Source organism: Rothia sp. HMSC071C12 (assembly GCF_001813895.1).
GTDB lineage: Bacteria > Actinomycetota > Actinomycetes > Actinomycetales > Micrococcaceae > Rothia > Rothia mucilaginosa.
Genome location: NZ_KV814369.1, coordinates 34,518 through 51,981 on the forward strand (window position 1 = coordinate 34,518; position 17,464 = coordinate 51,981).

Genomic DNA, 17,464 nt, shown 5'->3' on the forward strand with positions numbered 1-17,464 from the left:
TCCCGGCGCAATACCCGGTGCACCCACACCCATAGATTTTGCCTGAGGTCAGGCGAACACCCGCCGAAGGCACCATAGACTACCCCGGAACCTGCACGGTAGAGGCCGTACAGGAAGCGGGGGAGAACACCAGAGAAAAGGAAGAAGAGCATGACTGACATGACACGATCCGGCGCCCTGCGTACGGACCGCGCGCTGCTCGTCCTGGAGGACGGCACCGTCTACCGCGGCTACGGCTACGGCGCAACCGGCGCGTCCCTGGGCGAGGCGGTTTTCTCGACCGGTATGACCGGCTACCAGGAAACCCTGACCGACCCCTCCTACGCGGGTCAGATTGTGGTTCAGACCGCTCCCCATATCGGCAACACCGGCGTGAACACCACCGACGCTGAGTCCCGCAAGATTTGGGTTGCCGGCTACGTGGTTCGCGACGCCGCACGTGTGGCATCCAACTGGCGTTCTGAGCGCACCCTCGACGAAGAGCTCATCGAGCAGGGCATCGTCGGTATTCAGGGCATTGACACTCGCTCCCTGACCCGCCGCCTGCGTTCGAGCGGTTCGATGCGTGCGGGCGTGTTCTCCGGTGAGCACGCAGAACGCCCCGAAGCTGAACTGCTGGAGGAGGTGTGCGCCTCCGAGCCGATGGCTGGCCGTAAGCTCGCTGACTCCGTTTCGGTTGACACCGCCTACACCGTTGAGCCGCACCAGTTCAACTGGTTCGCACCCCCGGTCGCAACCGTTGTCGCCCTGGACCTGGGCATTAAGTCGATGACCCCGCAGCGTTTCGCTGAGCGTGGCGTGCGCGTGCACGTGCTGCCCGCAAGCGCAACCCTCGAGGACATCTACTCCCACAACCCCGACGGCGTGTTCTTCTCCAACGGCCCCGGTGACCCGGCAACCGCTGACGAGCAGGTTGAGCTGCTACAGGGCGTGCTGCGTAAGGGCACCCCGTTCTTCGGCATCTGCTTCGGTAACCAGCTACTCGGCCGCGCCCTGGGTTTCGGCACCTACAAGCTGCCCTTCGGCCACCGCGGCATCAACCAGCCGGTCATGGATAAGACCACCGGCAAGGTTGAAATCACCGCGCAGAACCACGGCTTCGCTGTGGACGCGCCGATTGGCGACTACGTGACCGCACCGAACGCCGAGTTTGGTCAGGTCATGGTCTCCCACGTGGGTCTGAACGACAACGTGGTTGAGGGCCTGACCTGTAAGGACATCCCCGCGTTCTCCGTGCAGTACCACCCCGAGGCTGCTGCGGGCCCGCACGATTCCGCCTACCTCTTTGACCGTTTCATCGACCTGATGGTCGCAACCAAGACTGCAAAGGAAGCATAAATGCCTCGTCGTACTGACCTTAATAGCGTCCTCGTCATCGGTTCCGGCCCCATCGTCATCGGTCAGGCAGCGGAATTTGACTACTCCGGCACTCAGGCACTGCGCGTGCTGAAGGAGGAGGGCGTGCGCGTCATCCTCGTGAACTCGAACCCGGCAACCATCATGACCGACCCCGAGTTCGCGGACGCCACCTACATTGAACCCATCACCCCCGAGGTGATTGAGAAGATCATCGAGAAGGAAAAGCCGGACGCAATCCTGCCGACCCTGGGTGGTCAGACCGCGCTGAACGCGGCTATCTCCCTGGATGAGCGCGGCGTGCTCTCCAAGTACAACGTTGAGCTGATCGGCGCGAACATTGAGGCGATTAACCTCGGTGAGGACCGTGAAGCATTCAAGGGCGTGGTGGAGCGCGCCGGCGGCGAGTCTGCACGCTCGGTGATTGTTCACTCCATGCCGGAGGCGCTGGAAGCAGCTAAGGAGCTGGGCTACCCGATGGTGGTCCGCCCCTCCTTCACCATGGGTGGTCTCGGCTCGGGTATGGCGTACAACGAGGAAGACCTCTACCGTATTGCCGGCGCCGGTATTCAGTACTCGCCGACCAGCGAGGTCCTGCTGGAGGAGTCCATCCTCGGCTGGAAGGAATACGAGCTGGAGATGATGCGTGACACCAACGACAACGTCGTGGTCGTCTGCTCCATCGAAAACTTCGACCCCGTGGGCGTGCACACCGGTGACTCCATCACCGTGGCACCCGCACTGACCCTGACCGACCGTGAGTTCCAGAAGCTGCGCGACATCGCGATCAACGTGATTCGTGAGGTTGGCGTGGACACCGGTGGTTGTAACATCCAGTTCGCGATTGACCCGAAGACCGGCCGCATCATCGTCATTGAGATGAACCCGCGCGTGTCTCGTTCTTCGGCGCTCGCGTCGAAGGCTACCGGCTTCCCGATTGCGAAGATTGCGACCAAGCTGTCCCTGGGTTACACCCTGGATGAGATCCCGAACGATATCACCCAGAAGACCCCGGCATCCTTCGAGCCGACCCTCGACTACGTGGTCGTGAAGGTTCCGCGCTTCGCGTTTGAGAAGTTCCCGGCTGCTGACCCGACCCTGACCACCACCATGAAGAGTGTTGGCGAGGCTATGGCTCTGGGCCGTAACTTCACTGAGGCTCTGCAGAAGGCGATGCGTTCGCTGGAGCAGAAGGGCGCGTCCTTCTCGTTCAAGCCGCTGTCTCTGTCTGAGGCTGAGCTGGCTGAGCTGATTGAGAAGACTAAGGTTGCGACCACTCAGCGTATTTACCAGGTTCAGCAGGCTCTGCTGGCTGGCGCTACCGTGGAGCAGCTGCACGAGGCTACCAAGATTGACCCGTGGTTCCTGGATCAGCTGGTGCTGCTGAATGAGGTTGCCGGCGTGGTTCACGCTAAGCGTGACAACCTTGACCCGGAGACCCTGAAGCTGGCTAAGCGTCACGGTTTCTCGGACGCTCAGATTGCTGAGATTATCGGCTCTTCTGAGGATGTCGTGCGCGGTGTTCGCCACGCTCTGGGTATCCGCCCGGTCTTCAAGACTGTTGACACCTGTGCAGCCGAGTTTGAGGCGTTCACTCCGTACCACTACTCCTCCTACGACCTGGAGGATGAGGTTGCTCACCACGAGAAGCCCTCGATTATGATTCTGGGTTCGGGCCCGAACCGCATCGGTCAGGGTATCGAGTTCGACTACTCGTGCGTGCACGCTTCGCTGGTGCTGCGTTCGCTGGGTTACGAGACCGTCATGGTCAACTGCAACCCCGAGACCGTTTCGACTGACTACGATATTTCGACTCGCCTGTACTTTGAGCCGCTCACCCTTGAGGATGTGCTTGAGATTGTTGAGTCGGAGCGTCGTACCGGCGGCCTGATGGGCGTGTTCGTTCAGCTGGGCGGTCAGACCCCGCTGAAGCTGGCTCGTGCCCTGAAGGATGCGGGCGTGCCGATTCTGGGCACCACCCCCGAGGCTATTGACCTGGCCGAGGACCGCGGCGAGTTCTCCCGCGTGCTGGAGGAGGGCGGCCTGATTTCGCCCAAGAACGGTACCGCGTTCACTTTCGAGGGTGCTAAGCGCATCGCTGATGAGATTGGTTACCCGGTTCTGGTTCGTCCTTCGTACGTGCTGGGTGGCCGTGGCATGGAGATCGTCTATGATGAGGCGAACCTGGCACGCTACCTGGAGAACGCTACCGAGGTTTCGCCCTCGCAGCCTGCTCTGATTGATAAGTTCCTTGAGGACGCTATCGAGATTGACGTTGACGCCCTGTTCGACGGCGAGGAGCTGTACTTGGGCGGCGTCATGGAGCACATTGAGGAAGCCGGTATTCACTCGGGTGACTCCTCCTGTACTCTGCCTCCGATTACTCTCGGCCCGGACATCATCGCGAAGGTGAAGGACGCTACCGAGAAGATTGCTCGCGGCACCGGTGTGCGCGGCCTGATTAACATTCAGTTCGCGTACGTGTCTGAGAACCTGTACGTGATTGAGGCGAACCCGCGTGCGTCTCGTACTGTTCCGTTCGTGTCGAAGGCTACCGGCGTGCAGATGGCTAAGGCTGCTGTGCTGATTGGTCTGGGTAAGAGCATTGCTGAGCTGAAGGCTGAGGGTTACCTGCCGTCGAACATGGATGGCGCGTCCCTGCCTGAGGAAACCGCGATTGCTGTGAAGGCTGCGGTTCTGCCGTTCGCTCGTTTCCGCACCCCCGAGGGTGTTGTGGTGGATTCGCTGCTGAGCCCGGAGATGCGTTCGACCGGTGAGGTCATGGGTCTGGATAAGCACTATGACACCGCGTTCGCGAAGGCTCAGGCTGGTGCTGGTTCGCCGCTGCCGACCTCCGGTAAGGTGTTCATTTCGGTGGCTAACCACGATAAGCGTAACGTCATTATTTACGCGAAGATGCTGGAGTCGCTGGGCTTTGAGATCGTTTCGACCGGTGGTACCGCTGAGATTCTGCGCCGTAACGGCTTGAACTCGGTGATTGTGGCTTCGAAGTTCGCTGAGGCGAATGGCGACCACTCGATTGTGGACATGGTCCGCAATGGTGATATTGACCTGATTCTGAACACCCCTGCTGGTGGTGCTGCTCGTAGCGATGGTTACGAGATTCGTGCCGCTGCGGTTTCGGTGGGCTGCCCGGTCATGACTACCATTTCTGAGTTCGCTGCGGCTGTTCAGGCGATTAATGCTCTGCGTGAGCACAGCTGGGACATCATGAGCCTGCAGGAGCACGGCGTTCAGCTGGCTGCCGCTGTGGATGCTCGTTCCGAGGGTGGCGAGGCGTAATGTCCGCTGCTTTTGGTGATCGTCTGGCGAAGGCGATGGCGGAGCGCGGCCCGCTGTGTGTGGGTATTGACCCGCATCCGAACCTGCTGGAGCAGTGGGGTCTTGAGGATTCCGCTGCCGGTCTGGCTGCTTTTACTGAGGCGGTCTATGAGGGTTGCGCCCCGTTTGCGGCGGCGTTGAAGCCTCAGGTGGCGCTGTTTGAGCGTCACGGTTCGGCTGGTCTTGCTGTGCTGGAGGCGCTGTTTGCCCGCGCTGCCGCTGATGGTGTGCTGATTGTTGCTGACGCTAAGCGCGGCGATATCGGTTCGACCATGAAGGCGTACGCGGATGCGTGGCTCGGATCCTCCTCGCCGCTGGGTACCGATTCGGTGACTTTGAGCCCGTACCTGGGCTTTGAGTCGCTGCGTCCGGCGCTGGATTTGGCGGATGAGAATGACCGCGGCACGTTCGTGCTGGCGCTGACCTCGAACCCCGAGGGTAAGAGCGTTCAGCACGTGGGCGCGTCTGAGTCTGGTCATTCCGGCGAGGCTGAGGGTCATTCCGGAGAGTCTGGGGGCGCTGTGGCTAAGCGTATTATCGCTGCGGCTACCGCTGAGAATGCTTCCCGCCAGTGGGAGCAGATGGGCCCGTGCGGCCTGGTAGTTGGCGCGACTGTTGGTCAGGCGCTGGTTGATTTGGGTATTGACCTGAGTGTGTTCAACGGCCCGATTCTGTCGCCGGGTTATGGTGCGCAGGGCGCTTCGGCGGCTGATTTGTACCGCGTGTTTGCGGGTGTTGAGTCGCAGGTGCTGGTGAATTCCAGCCGTGGCGTGCTTGCTGCTGGCCCGTCGGTTGAGGGTTTGGCGCAGGCTGCGCAGGCGGCTCGTGATGACCTGTTGGCGGCTCGCGGCGCGTAGTTCGCGTGTTATGTGAGGGGCGTGTGCTCCGAGTGGATTCTATTGAGAGTCTGCTCGGGGTGCGCGCCCCTTTTGCGTGTTTTATCGCATTTTTTCGGTACATCCGCATGCATAATTTTTCTCCCGCCCGCTCGCGCCGATGCGAGTTTGCTCACCTCTGTAGTGGGGGAGCGCGCCTGCTCTTTGAGGCGCGTGCGTGGTTCCGCTTTTGATAGGGCGAATACTCCGCTATGCTATAGGGGTACTCCCTGATATTTACGTGCTGACGTGCGTAGACGCATTGTTGGTGCGAGGGTGAGTGCCGCGGGTGGAACGAGGGTTCTCGTGCTATCCGTGTTACATTAGTTGATAAGTAAAATTCTATAACTCGCAGAAATGGGGGACCCAACCATGCCGCTGACTCCGCTAACTGAGGATGCGCGCGCCTCCGCCCGCGAGAAGGCAGTACTTGCCCGAGCACACCGCCAGGAAATTAAGCGTGCACTGAGTGAACGTGAACTTTCCGTGCGTCAGGTGCTCGATATGGTCGATTCCGACCCTGCACTGGCTAAAATGCCGGTGGGGCAGATGCTGCGCGCACTTCCGGGCATTGGTGCCGTTCGAGCTGAACGCATCATTGAAGAACTTCATATTGCACCGACTCGCCGCCTTGGCGGCCTGGGTGTACACCAGCGTCGCAAGATGGTGGAGTACTTCAACCGTAATTCGCGGTATTTGAACCGTGCACGTCGTAAGACTGCTGGTCAGTCTTCCGAGCCTTCTCAGTCCTAATACCTCGTGCCTTCAGCCGATGAAGGCGCAGTAAGGAAGCTATGTCTCAGCCGACTCTCACCGTACTGGCTGGCCCCACTGCTGTTGGCAAGGGTACGGTGTGCCAGTACATTCGTGAGAACTACCCGAACGTGTGGTTCTCTGTTTCCGCTACCACTCGTGATCCTCGCCCCGGTGAGGTTGACGGTACTCACTACTATTTCGTTTCGATGGAAGAGTTTGACCAGATGATTGCTGACGGTCAGATGCTTGAGTACGCTGTGGTGCACGGTAAGAACAAGTACGGTACTCCGCGCGCTAAGGTTCAGGAGGCTCTGGATGCTGGCCGCCCGGTGATTCTTGAGATTGACCTGCAGGGTGCTCGCCAGATTCGCGAGACCATGCCTGATGCTCGCCTGATTTTCTTGGCTCCTCCGAGCTGGGATGAGCTGGTGTCGCGTCTGGTGGGTCGAGGTACCGAGAGTGAGCAGGAGCAAGCTCGTCGCCTTGAAACCGCGAAGGTTGAGTTGGCTGCTGAGAAGGAATTTGACGTCACGGTCGTCAACGACTCTGTTGAGCGTGCAGCGAAGGAGATTGCTGAGCTGATTGGCGCCGCCTAATCTGCATGCTTTGCGTTTGCGGTGGGGCTAGAGTTTCTTCCGACCTGTAGTTCTGCCGTGAGGCGTTGTGAAAGGTGGGGGTTTCGAAGAGTTTTCTTCGAACCCCCACCTTTTTGTCTGGGTTGGCATCTTTTATCCAGGCTGGTACGTGCGTTTTAGCCGTTGAGAGGGTAGAATAGTTCTTTAGTTTTGACCGTGCCCTCAGTGCGCCCGGTTTGCGCCATAGCGCGAACGGTGTGCGGGGGTGTTCGGTACGTACATTCCATCAAGCTATTTGGAGTTTTTAGTGGCAAACGAAATCAAGGAACACGAGGACTACAACTTCGTTGACGGTGTCGCTCCCGAGGGCATCGTGAGCCCCAGCGCTGACGCGCTGATTGAGAAGGCGGAGTCCAAGTACGGCCTGGTGATTTTCGGTGCCCGCCGTGCACGCCAGATTAACGCGTACTACGCTAACCTGCAGGACAATACTGCTGCGCACGTTGGCCCGCTGGTTGACGCTGAGTCGAACGAGAAGTCCCTGTCGGTGGCAATGCGTGAAATCATTGCTGACCGTGTTGTGGCGGAGCACCGCCCGGACGCTAAGTTCGATGAGGACGGCTACCCGATTCCCGAGGATCTGTCCGCTGTGATTGATTTCAGCGCGGCTGAGTTCTCTGGCGCTATCGAGGAGGAGTACATCCCCGCAGGTAGCGAAGAGGTTATTGCTATCGAAGAGGTTATCCTCGACGAGTCCGCTGAGTAATCTGCTTCTACAAGGATTCTTTGACGTACCATGCGCATTATCGTTGGTATTGGAGGGGGCATTGCTGCGTATAAGGCGGCGATGCTCCTTCGTCTTTTTGCGAAGAATGGCGACGAGGTAATCGCCATGCCCACCCCGAACGCGACGAAGTTCGTGGGTGTTCCCACCCTGGAGGCGCTGAGCGGCAACCCCGTCTCAACGGACGTGTTTGACCGTGTGCCGGAGGTGAACCACGTGCGTCAGGCTGAGCAGGCTGACGCTGTGGTGATTGCCCCGGCGACCGCTGATTTGCTGGCTCGTTTGGCGGCTGGTCGTGCTGACGATTTGCTGTCCTCTACCGTGTTGACGACGCACGCCCCGGTGATTTTGGCGCCGGCGATGCACACCCAGATGTGGGAGCATCCGGCGACTCAGGCGAATGTGCAGATTCTGCGTTCGTGGGGTTATCACGTGATTGAGCCTGCGATTGGGCGTTTGACTGGCCCGGATTCTGGTCCGGGTCGCATGCCTGAGCCGGAGGATATTTTCGCGGTGGCTCTGGATGTGATTGCCCGCTTCCCGAAGGGTCAGGTGCACCCGGTGTACACGCCCGGTTACGCGCCGACTGAGCCCCTGTACACGGGTACGGAGCAGGAGCGTATGGCGGCGGCGCGTGCGGCGACGCTGACTTCGGCGTTGCTGGGGAAGGGTGATTCGGGCAAGGCTGAGCCTGGTCAGATTGAACCCAGCCAGGCAACTGGCGCATCCGAATCGCTGCATGGTCCTCTGTCCGGTCGCCTCGTGGTCATTACCGCCGGCGGCACCCGTGAGGCGCTGGACCCGGTACGTTTCCTCGGCAACCGTTCGACCGGCAAGCAGGGTGTGGCGCTCGCGGAGGCGGCACGCGACCTGGGCGCGACCGTGCACCTGATCGGTGCGAACCTTGAGGTTCCCGCGCCGGAGGGTGTGCAGGTGACCCGCGTGGTGAGCGCCCTGGATCTGCGTGAGGCGACACTTGAGGCGAGCGCGGCGGCGGATGTGCTGATCATGTCTGCGGCGGTGGCTGATTTTAGGCCCGCCGAGTTTGCCGAGTTCAAGATTAAGAAGAGCGCCGATTCTGAGGATGCGCCGGTGATTCAGCTGGTACGCAACCCGGATATTCTGCGTGAGGTCGTGGTGCGCCGCCAGCAGGCTCGTAAGGCGGGGGAGAGCACCCTCGGCCCGAAGCTCATTGTTGGTTTTGCGGCGGAGACCGGTTCGGCGGAGAAGACTCCGTTGGAGCTGGGTCGTGAGAAGCTGCAGCGTAAGGGCACGGACTTCTTGGCGGTCAATACGGTGGGCGTGAATCGTGGTTTCGGCACGGACGATAACACGATTACGTTGCTGTCGACCCTGAATGATGAGGCGCCGGTGTTCTCCGGTTCGAAGAAGGAACTGTCGGTGCGCCTGCTGGAGCATGTGGCGGCTTTCCTGCCTGAGCTTTCTGCCTGAGTTTTCGTCTAAGGCAACCTGGCGCATCCGCGTAAAGTTTCGCAGCGTTCGTAGTTCGCAGGCGTATATGGTGTGAAGCCCGTGCGGTATCTCCTGTGGGAGGTATCGCGCGGGCTTTGCTGTACCCTCTGTGGCTCTGGTTTACTCTCCGTGGATCTGGTGTACCCTCCGTAGCTCTGCCGCCCGACTCTGTCACCCGCCTCCTTCTTTAGACTCCCTTGGAGAGCATTATGAGCAAGCACTTGTGATGCGGGTTTCTTTCTTCTGGGGTTCCGCCGGGGGAGTGTCTCATATTTCTGTCATACTGGTGAAATTTCTGACCGTACCCCCGAACCGTCAGATAAAGGTCTTGTATCATGGCATAGAGAGTATTTCGCGTTGAAGGGGAAGAAGCACCATGCCCGAGAATCAGAGCAAGCCCGCCACGGTACAGTCCGCCCAGAGTGAGGAGCGTCCTCAGATTCTGGTGATCACCGGTATTTCCGGTGCAGGCCGCAGCACTGTCGCAAACGTGCTGGAGGATGAGGGCTGGTACGTTATCGATAACATCCCGCCGCAGATGCTCGGTTCCCTGGCTGAGCTGGTGACCCGCGACGGTGCACGAGTTCCGAAGGTGGCGCTCGGCATTGACGTTCGCGCCCGCGCACTGTTCTCCGATCTTCCCGCTGCGATTGAGACTCTGCGCAAGTCCGATATTGACTTCTCCATGCTCTTCCTTGACGCCAAGGACGAAACCATTATTGCCCGCTACGAGGCTCAGCGCCGCCCGCACCCGCTGCAGGGTGAGGGCCGCGTCCTCGACGGTATCCGCGCTGAACGCACTCTCTTCGAAGGTCTGCGCCTCGCTTCTGACCGCACCATTGACACCACCGGCATGAACGTTCACGAGCTGGCTCGTACCGTGCGTGAAATGTTTGCTGAGGGTGCGGATAAGAAGCTGAACCTGACCGTGATGAGCTTCGGCTTCAAGTACGGTGCGCCTTCGGACGCTAACTACATGGCTGATATGCGTTTCATCCCGAACCCGCACTGGGTTCCGGAGCTGCGCCCCCTGACTGGTCAGGACGCCCCGGTGCGCGACTACGTGCTGGAGCACGCAGGTACCGAGGAGTTCATCAGCAACTACCTTGCGGCTCTTCGCCCCGTGCTTGAGGGCTACCGCCGTGAGGGCAAGTACTACGCCACCATCGCAATTGGCTGCACCGGTGGTAAGCACCGTTCCGTGGCTGTGACGGAAGAACTGGCTCGTCGTCTCTCTGCTTTCGGTGAGCTGAACGTGAATGTTCAGCACCGTGACAAGGGCCGCGAGTAAGTTCCGCCCGGCGCGTCCCAACCACCGCGTCGTGTTTCATTAGCCGCCGTCCGGCCCCGCACACCGTGGGGCCGGCATACCATTCCTTCCGGGTATGTGAGGTATTACTATGTCCACCCATTCGACCAGTTATGACACTCAGGGTATTCCGCGCCTGCCGGCTCTGCCGACTCAGGCGTTGCGCCTGTTGAAGACCACGCACCGTTCGCCGAAGGTCACGGCGATGGGCGGCGGTCACGGGCTGTACGGTTCCCTGTCTGCGTTGCGCCACGTCACGCCTGATTTGACGGCTGTTGTGACGGTTGCTGACGATGGCGGTTCGTCGGGTCGTTTGCGTGAGGAGATGGGTATTCTCCCTCCGGGAGATTTGCGTATGGCGCTTTCTGCGCTGTGTGATGACACCGATTGGGGTCGCACGTGGCGTGATGTGATGCAGCATCGTTTTAGCGCGCCCGAGGGGTACGAGGGTGAGTTCCCGCTGGATTACCATGCTCTCGGTAACCTGCTGATTGCGACTCTCTGGCAGCTGCTGGATGACCCGGTTGCCGGCCTGGACTGGGCGGGTGCCCTGCTGAATGCACGCGGCCGCGTGCTGCCGATGGCGCTGGATCCGATGGTCATTTACGGCACCGTGCTGCGTGAACATAACGGCGGCGGTATTGAGCGCGTGAAGGTGGTCGGCCAGGTGAACCTCTCGAAGGAGGAGCGGGTTCACGATATCGGTTTGACCCCTGAGAATGCTCGCCCCTGCCCGGAGGCGCTCTCCGCCATTGAGGAATCCGACTGGATTGTTTTGGGTCCGGGTTCGTGGCGTACATCGGTTCTGCCGCATCTGCTGTTGGACGCTCAGCGTGAGGCGATTATCCGCACGGAGGCACGCCGCTGCGTGGTCATGAACCTCTCCGACGATAAGGAGACAGTCGGCTTCACCCCGGCAACGCACCTGGATTTGTTGCGCCAGTACGCCCCGAAGCTTCACCTTGACGCGGTGATTGCTGACGCTGACATGCAGGCTGATCACCGTTCCGAGCTGGAGCGTGAGGCTTCTGCGATGGGTGCGAAGGTTGTGTGGGCGCACCTGCGTTCGAGCTCCCAGCCGAATGTGCACGACCCGCTGAAGCTTGCGGCTGCGTATAACGAAGCGTTTGAGCTGAGCTCCTAGAATCACCGTTGCGGCTGCTATTTTGGTGTGCCCATTTCCCGAAGTTATAGACTCTTAGACACTACGCCCAGAAGGACCTGTTCATGGCATTAACCACGCTCGTCAAGGACGAACTCGCCAACTACGAGGCAACGAAAGTCTCTGCTCGTAAGGCAGAAATCTCTACGATTCTGCGTTTTACCGGAGGCCTGCACATTGTCTCGGGGCGAATCGTGGTGGAGTCTGAGGTCGACCACGAGGCAACCGCCCACCGCATGCGCCGCACCATCGCGGAGATTTACGGCCACGACTCTGAGCTGACCAGCGTCAGCGGTGGTGGTCTGCGTCGAGGCGGCAGGTACATCGTGCGCGTGGATCACGGCGGTGAGGCGCTGGCTCGCCAGACCGGTCTGCTGGATTTGCGCGGCCGCCCGGTGCGTGGCCTGCCGCCGGCCGTGGTGAACGGTTCCCTGCAGGACGCCGAAGCGGTCATGCGCGGTGCGTTCCTGGCGCACGGTTCGCTGACTGAGCCGGGTCGTTCCTCCTCGCTGGAGATTACCTGCCCCGGCCCGGAGGCGGCGCTCGCGCTGGTGGGTGCGGCTCGTCGCCTGGACATTATCGCGAAGGCGCGCGAGGTGCGCGGTACCGACCGCGTGGTGGTCCGTGACGGCGAGACGATTTCGCAGCTGCTGGAGCGCATGGGCGCGACCGGCACCCTGACCACGTGGCGTGAGGCGCGCACCCGCAAGGAGGTTCGTGCGACCGCGAACCGTCTGGCGAATTTTGATGACGCGAACCTGCGCCGTAGCGCGCAGGCGGCTGTTGCGGCGAGCGCCCGCGTGGAGCGTGCCCTGCAGATTCTGGGTCATGAGGCGCCGGATCACCTGCGTTATGCCGGTGAGCTGCGTGTGCTGCATAAGCACGCTTCGCTGGATGAGTTGGGTCGTCTGGCTGATCCGCCGATGACGAAGGACGCGATTGCGGGCCGTATTCGCCGTCTGTTGGTGATGGCTGATAAGCGTGCTTCGGAGCTGGGCGTTCCGGGTACTGAGCTGCCGCGTGAGGACTAGGCAAGGGCTAGATTCTGGTCTTGCGCGGGGCTGACTGCCCGTGTGGCTAGGCATGTGTCTGCGCGTGTGGCTGAGGTGTTTGTGACGGTTTTATGACAAACCCGAACCCGCCGTTTTTAAACAAAAACCGCATATTTTTCAAAAATGAGCCTGTGGATGGCTCCTTTCTCGTTGCGAGAGGGGAGTTATCCACAGGTTCTTTGTTTGCGCTCGTGCGTTCGCGCGCGTGAGCCTAGGGTAGGGGTATGACGAGCATGACCCCCAACCACGAGCAGAACCACCTGCAGAGCCTGAGCCCTGAACAGGACAACGGTGCTGTGCAAGACAACGTATCCCAGCAGAGCGGCGCGCAGCGTAGCGCCCGCTCCCTGATGAACAGCCTCTACCGCAGCCCGCGCGCCCGCAAGAACGGTGCGCCGGATGCCGAGGACACCGTGCCGCTGGCTATTTCCACTGAGGTAACGCCGGTGGAGACAGATACCGAGGCGTCGCAGGGTGAAACCTCTCAGCCCAAGACTAACCAGCCCGCACCTACCAGCCAGTCCGGCACTAGCCAGCCCGAGGCATCCCGCCCGGAGTCGAACGGCTGGGCTGACTGGGACCAGCAGCCCGACTGGAACGAAGTGGACGACTGGGCGGAATGGGAGCAGGCCGATCAGCCCGGCACCACCCGCAGTACCCGTTGGGGCTTGTCGCCGCGCGTGCTGCTTCTCGTGGCGGTGTTGGCGCTGGTTGCCGTGGTGTGGGGTGTGACCCAGTTTTCGGCGGCGCCGCGTGCCGAGCAGTTTGCCTCCCCGAGTGCTTCCGCTGAGTCGGTGCAGGCGGTGGGTGCCCAGCAGAGCCCCGGCACCCAGTCGACCGCCCAGCCGAGTGCTAACCCGAGTGAATCCGCGCAGGGTGGCGCCTCCGGTGAGGCTACCGTGCGGGTGCACGTGGCGGGTGCCGTAAACAACCCCGGCGTGTACACCCTGCCCGCGCAGGGCCGCGCCGTGGATGCGATTGCCGCCGCCTCCGGTGCCGCAGCGGATGCTGACCTGGACCGTGTGAACCTTGCCGGTGCGCTGAGTGACGGGGTGCAGATTTATGTGCCGCATCGCGGTGAGACGGCTGCTCCGGCGCAGATTCAGCCCAATGGTGGCACGGCGAATGCGGGTCAGGGTAACGCGGCGAATGGTGCAGCGCAGAATAATGCCGCTCAGCCTCAGCCTGCGCGCACGCTGACCGCTTCGGGGAGCGCACAGAAGGGCTCAACTCCGGTGAACATTAACACCGCCACCGCTGAGGAGTTGCAGAGCCTGCCGCGTATTGGCCCGGCGATGGCTCAGCGCATTATTGCTTGGCGTGAGGCGCACGGCGGTTTCCGCAGCGTGGATGAGCTGGATGCGGTGCCCGGTATCGGCCCGTCGATGCTGGAGAACCTGCGTCCGCTGGTGACGGTCTAATGCTTGCATGGAACCGCCGGGAGCCTACGCCGCAGGGGCGCCCTTCGCGAGGCAAGCAGGCATCTGCGCGAAAGCCTGCTGCACTGCAAAAACCCAGCGCACCGCAAAAGCGCGCGTGGCAGACAGGGGAGCTCTTTCCCGGCTCCTCGCGCCTCACCCGGTCGCTGGCTATGGCGTATGACCGTGCCCGCTACCGTTGGAGCATCGGTGCTGAACGGTGGCGTACCCGCCGCGACGAGCAGGAGCTGCGCGCCCAGGGAAGCCTCATTCACCTGGACCTTCGCTTGACGTTCACGGTGCTGATGCTGTGGGTGTTTACCGCGGCAGCGCTGACCGTGGGCACGTGGCGGGTGATGCATCCGCTGGCGTGCGTGCTCATTGCCCTACTGGGGTGCCTGGCGATTCTGCTGTTCTTTCCGCCGCGTGCGGTGATGCCCTATAGCCTGCTCTTTCGCACGACCGGTCAGCTGGTTTTCCTGGCGTGTATCGTGACGGTTCAGGCGGTGCTTCTGTGCGCTACGGGGGTGGATGCATCCCGCGCCACCCTGCAGCAGGCGCAGGGTGCCTCGCTTCGTTTGAATGGCACGGTGGAGCAGGTACGCCGCGTGGATCCGCGCACTACTCTGGTGGTCATTAAGCTGGAGGAAATTCAGGGGCGGAGCGTGCGTGCGCTCGTGAATGAGCGGGTGCGCGTGTACCGGCGTGACGGTTCGGCAAAGAGCGCTGCACAGCGTCCGGAGGTACGTTCGGAGGCGAGCTCGGCTGGTAGCGTTTCTGCGGCTAAGCATCAGGGGAGCGGCGCCGCGCGCTCGCGGGCGATTTATCCGGGGATGAAGGTGACCGCTCTCGGCACGGTGGAGTTCAACGGCTCCACGGCAAAGCTGAGCGGCGCAACTATTTTCCCGATGCCCGCACCCGCCTACGGCGCCGGGTCGAACACTATTACTCGCGCCGCGGAGGAGCCGTACCTGTCCACGCTCAAGGAGCATCTGCGTACCCGCGCCCTGGAGACCCTCGGCACGGAGTCGGCGGCACTGGTTTTGGGTACCGCCTACGGGGATGATTCGCTGATGAGTTCCACCGCGCGGGAGGAGTATAAGCTCAGCGGGCTCAGCCATATTACAGCGGTGTCCGGGGCGAATATTGCCATTGTGTTTTTGGGTGCGTACCGGCTGGTGCTGGCGATTCGTCCGTACCGTTTCGCTAGCGCATACCTGCTGTTCCGTTCCTGGATGCAGCGGTTGCGGGGGAGAGGCACGGGTCGTTCTCGCCGCCCCGCCCGACCCCATCAACTTGCCCAGCGTCAGCAATCTACCCCGCCAAATGCCCACACCCTGCCGCCTCTCGTGCACCGGCTGAGCACCCTCGCCATTCCGCACCGCGTCATGGTGCTGTGCGGGGTCGCGGCGGTGCTCGCCTACGCCATGCTGCTGGACTCTGAGGGTTCCGTCATTCGTTCCCTCGCCATGGGTCTGCTCGGTGCTTACGCGATGCTGCGCGGTTCGGGTCGCCAGTCCTTGGCGGCGCTGCAAACAACGGTACTGATGTGTCTGCTTGCCGCCCCGCACCTCGCCGTGGATATGGGGTTCGCCCTGTCGGTGACGGCAACCTCCGCGCTGATCCTGCTGGGCCCGCCGCTGATTCGCCTGCTCATGCGCATCATGCCGGTGTTCTGCGCGGAAATGCTCGCCGCGCCCATCGTGGCATCCCTGTGGTGCACCCCGCTGATTTTGGCGATGAGCGGTAAAGTGCCGCTCTACTCGGTTCCGGCGAATCTGGTTGCCGCTCCTTTGGCGCCGCTGAGTATGCTCGCCGGGCTGGTTGCGCTCGGATTCATGCTCCTGGGTTTGCCCACTGCGGCGGATCTGTGTCTTCGCGCCGGTGGTCTTGCCGCGCAGGGCATCGAGTGGGCGGCACACACTGCCGCGCATGCGCCGGGTAACCCGTGGGAGCCCGGTTCGAGCGTCCCGGCGGTGGTGTGGAGCGCCCTCTGCGTGCTGGCGTTGAGCATAGCCCTGTGGTGGGTGGATGCGCGCCGCTACCGCGCGGTCACGCACCGGCAGTATTTGCGGGTAGTACCGCGCACCGCACGCTCCCATCAGCCCGCCCGTTCCTGATTATCTAACTGCGGGTATCTAACCGCAAACATCTACCTCTGACCGACTGACCCTGACCGGCTACCCCTAACCACCGCTAGGAGGCATCTGAGAAGAAAACGCTATGATGGATACTCGAGACTCTACCCGCGCCGCACCCCGCGCGCAGCGGGGCCGAGTTCAGCCCGTACCCTGCAGATAAAGGCGAGTGATAAGCGTGTCCGAGCGTAAGCGTTCAACCCAGCGTGGTGGTTCCCGAGGCTACGCCCGCCGAGGCGGCCCCGCCCTCGACACCGCGTGGCGTACCGTCACCCCGGCACCCGCCGTCATGCTCTACGGCCCGGAGGAGTACTTCGCCTCCCGTGCCGCGGCACGCCTGCGTGAGCTGTTCCGCAGCATCCACCCGGAGGTGGACCGCGTTCAGATTAACGCCGCCACCTACACGGCGGGGGAGCTGATCCTGCACGCTTCGCCCTCCCTGTTCGGTTCGGCGAAGATTATTGAGGTTGAGAACGTAGCCTCCATGAGCGACGAGTTTTTGACCGATACGCTTGCCTACTTGAACGCCCCCGAGCCGGATATCATGCTCATTCTGAACCACTCGGGCGGTAACCGCGGCAAGAAGCTCATCGACCTGGTGCGCTCCCAGTTCGTGCTCATTAACTGCAAGGCGCTCAAGACCGACCGTGAGAAGAGCGAGTTCTTGGCGGGGGAGTTCGCAGCAGCTCAGCGCCCGATTACCGGCGGGGCTCTGGCGTTGCTGACGGCCGCCGCCTCCGACACTGCGGAGCTTGCCGCCGCATGCCAGCAGCTGCTCTCAGACGTACCCGGCGAAATCACCGAAGAGGCGGTGAACCGCTACTACGGCGGCCGCACCGAAGTCACCGCGTTTCGCGTGAGTGACGCCGCGATTTCCGGTAACGCCCCGGAGGCTCTGCGTCTGCTCCGCCATTCCCTTGCCACCGGCACGGAGCCGATTCCGATGTTGGGTGCGCTCGCCATGCGCATCCGCAATATTGCGCGCGTGCACCACGTGCGCATGAGCGCTAACGAGCTGGCGCGTGAGGTGGGTATGGCGCCGTGGCAGGTTGAGCAGGCTCAGCGTGACGGCCGCCGTTTTACCGGCGCCCAGTTGGCGCATATTGTGCAGCTTCTGGCTGATGCTGACGCCCAGCTGAAGGGCGAGTCGCAGGACGCCGTGTATGCGGTGGAGCAGGCTGTTTTGGCGATTGCTCTACCTCCGCGCCTGTAGTGCATAATAGA

The 17,464-nt window shown here is 61.7% G+C and carries 13 protein-coding genes; all 13 read left to right on the plus strand.

The window, feature by feature from the left end:
* Positions 1–150: 150 nt before the first annotated feature.
* The gene (carA, locus tag HMPREF2942_RS02110; RefSeq protein WP_070688183.1) at positions 151–1,338 is read left to right on the plus strand and encodes a glutamine-hydrolyzing carbamoyl-phosphate synthase small subunit; all 1,188 of its coding nucleotides are present in this window, start codon (positions 151–153) and stop codon (positions 1,336–1,338) included.
* Positions 1,339–4,659 carry a carbamoyl-phosphate synthase large subunit gene (gene carB, locus HMPREF2942_RS02115; RefSeq protein WP_005508717.1) on the plus strand — a complete coding sequence of 1,107 codons (3,321 nt, stop codon included), beginning with the start codon at positions 1,339–1,341 and terminating at the stop codon, positions 4,657–4,659.
* Positions 4,659–5,555: an orotidine-5'-phosphate decarboxylase gene (gene pyrF / locus HMPREF2942_RS02120; protein ID WP_070688186.1), complete on the plus strand. Its 897-nt coding sequence runs from the start codon at positions 4,659–4,661 to the stop codon at positions 5,553–5,555. Before carB ends, pyrF begins: the two co-directional genes overlap by 1 nt.
* Positions 5,556–5,945: 390 nt before the next feature.
* A complete protein-coding gene (mihF, locus tag HMPREF2942_RS02125) occupies positions 5,946–6,326 on the plus strand; it encodes an integration host factor, actinobacterial type (protein WP_070688188.1) in 381 nt (126 codons plus the stop codon).
* A gap of 41 nt (positions 6,327–6,367) precedes the next feature.
* Positions 6,368–6,925 (plus strand): guanylate kinase, encoded by a 558-nt coding sequence (gene gmk, locus HMPREF2942_RS02130; protein WP_005505951.1) that lies wholly within the window; start codon positions 6,368–6,370, stop codon positions 6,923–6,925.
* 286 nt (positions 6,926–7,211) lie between these two features.
* Positions 7,212–7,670 carry a DNA-directed RNA polymerase subunit omega gene (rpoZ, locus tag HMPREF2942_RS02135; RefSeq protein WP_044150418.1) on the plus strand — a complete coding sequence of 153 codons (459 nt, stop codon included), beginning with the start codon at positions 7,212–7,214 and terminating at the stop codon, positions 7,668–7,670.
* Between the two features lie 30 nt (positions 7,671–7,700).
* Positions 7,701–9,140 (plus strand): bifunctional phosphopantothenoylcysteine decarboxylase/phosphopantothenate synthase, encoded by a 1,440-nt coding sequence (locus HMPREF2942_RS02140; RefSeq protein ID WP_070688189.1) that lies wholly within the window; start codon positions 7,701–7,703, stop codon positions 9,138–9,140.
* A 397-nt stretch (positions 9,141–9,537) separates the two neighbouring features.
* Positions 9,538–10,452 carry an RNase adapter RapZ gene (rapZ, locus tag HMPREF2942_RS02145; protein WP_005505957.1) on the plus strand — a complete coding sequence of 305 codons (915 nt, stop codon included), beginning with the start codon at positions 9,538–9,540 and terminating at the stop codon, positions 10,450–10,452.
* A 109-nt stretch (positions 10,453–10,561) separates the two neighbouring features.
* Positions 10,562–11,614, plus strand: a complete 1,053-nt coding sequence (gene yvcK, locus HMPREF2942_RS02150) for a gluconeogenesis factor YvcK family protein (RefSeq protein ID WP_012903503.1) — start codon at positions 10,562–10,564, stop codon at positions 11,612–11,614.
* Positions 11,615–11,697: 83 nt separating this feature from the next.
* Positions 11,698–12,663: a DNA-binding protein WhiA gene (gene whiA / locus HMPREF2942_RS02155; RefSeq protein WP_005505961.1), complete on the plus strand. Its 966-nt coding sequence runs from the start codon at positions 11,698–11,700 to the stop codon at positions 12,661–12,663.
* Between the two features lie 245 nt (positions 12,664–12,908).
* Positions 12,909–14,105, plus strand: coding sequence for a ComEA family DNA-binding protein (locus tag HMPREF2942_RS02160; RefSeq protein WP_070688191.1), 1,197 nt, complete (start codon positions 12,909–12,911; stop codon positions 14,103–14,105).
* 170 nt (positions 14,106–14,275) lie between these two features.
* Positions 14,276–16,222, plus strand: a complete 1,947-nt coding sequence (locus HMPREF2942_RS02165; RefSeq protein WP_246824333.1) for a ComEC/Rec2 family competence protein — start codon at positions 14,276–14,278, stop codon at positions 16,220–16,222.
* 196 nt (positions 16,223–16,418) lie between these two features.
* Complete coding sequence (gene holA, locus HMPREF2942_RS02170) at positions 16,419–17,453, plus strand: DNA polymerase III subunit delta (protein ID WP_070688193.1); 1,035 nt, start codon at positions 16,419–16,421, stop codon at positions 17,451–17,453.
* The last annotated feature ends 11 nt before the right edge of the window (positions 17,454–17,464 follow it).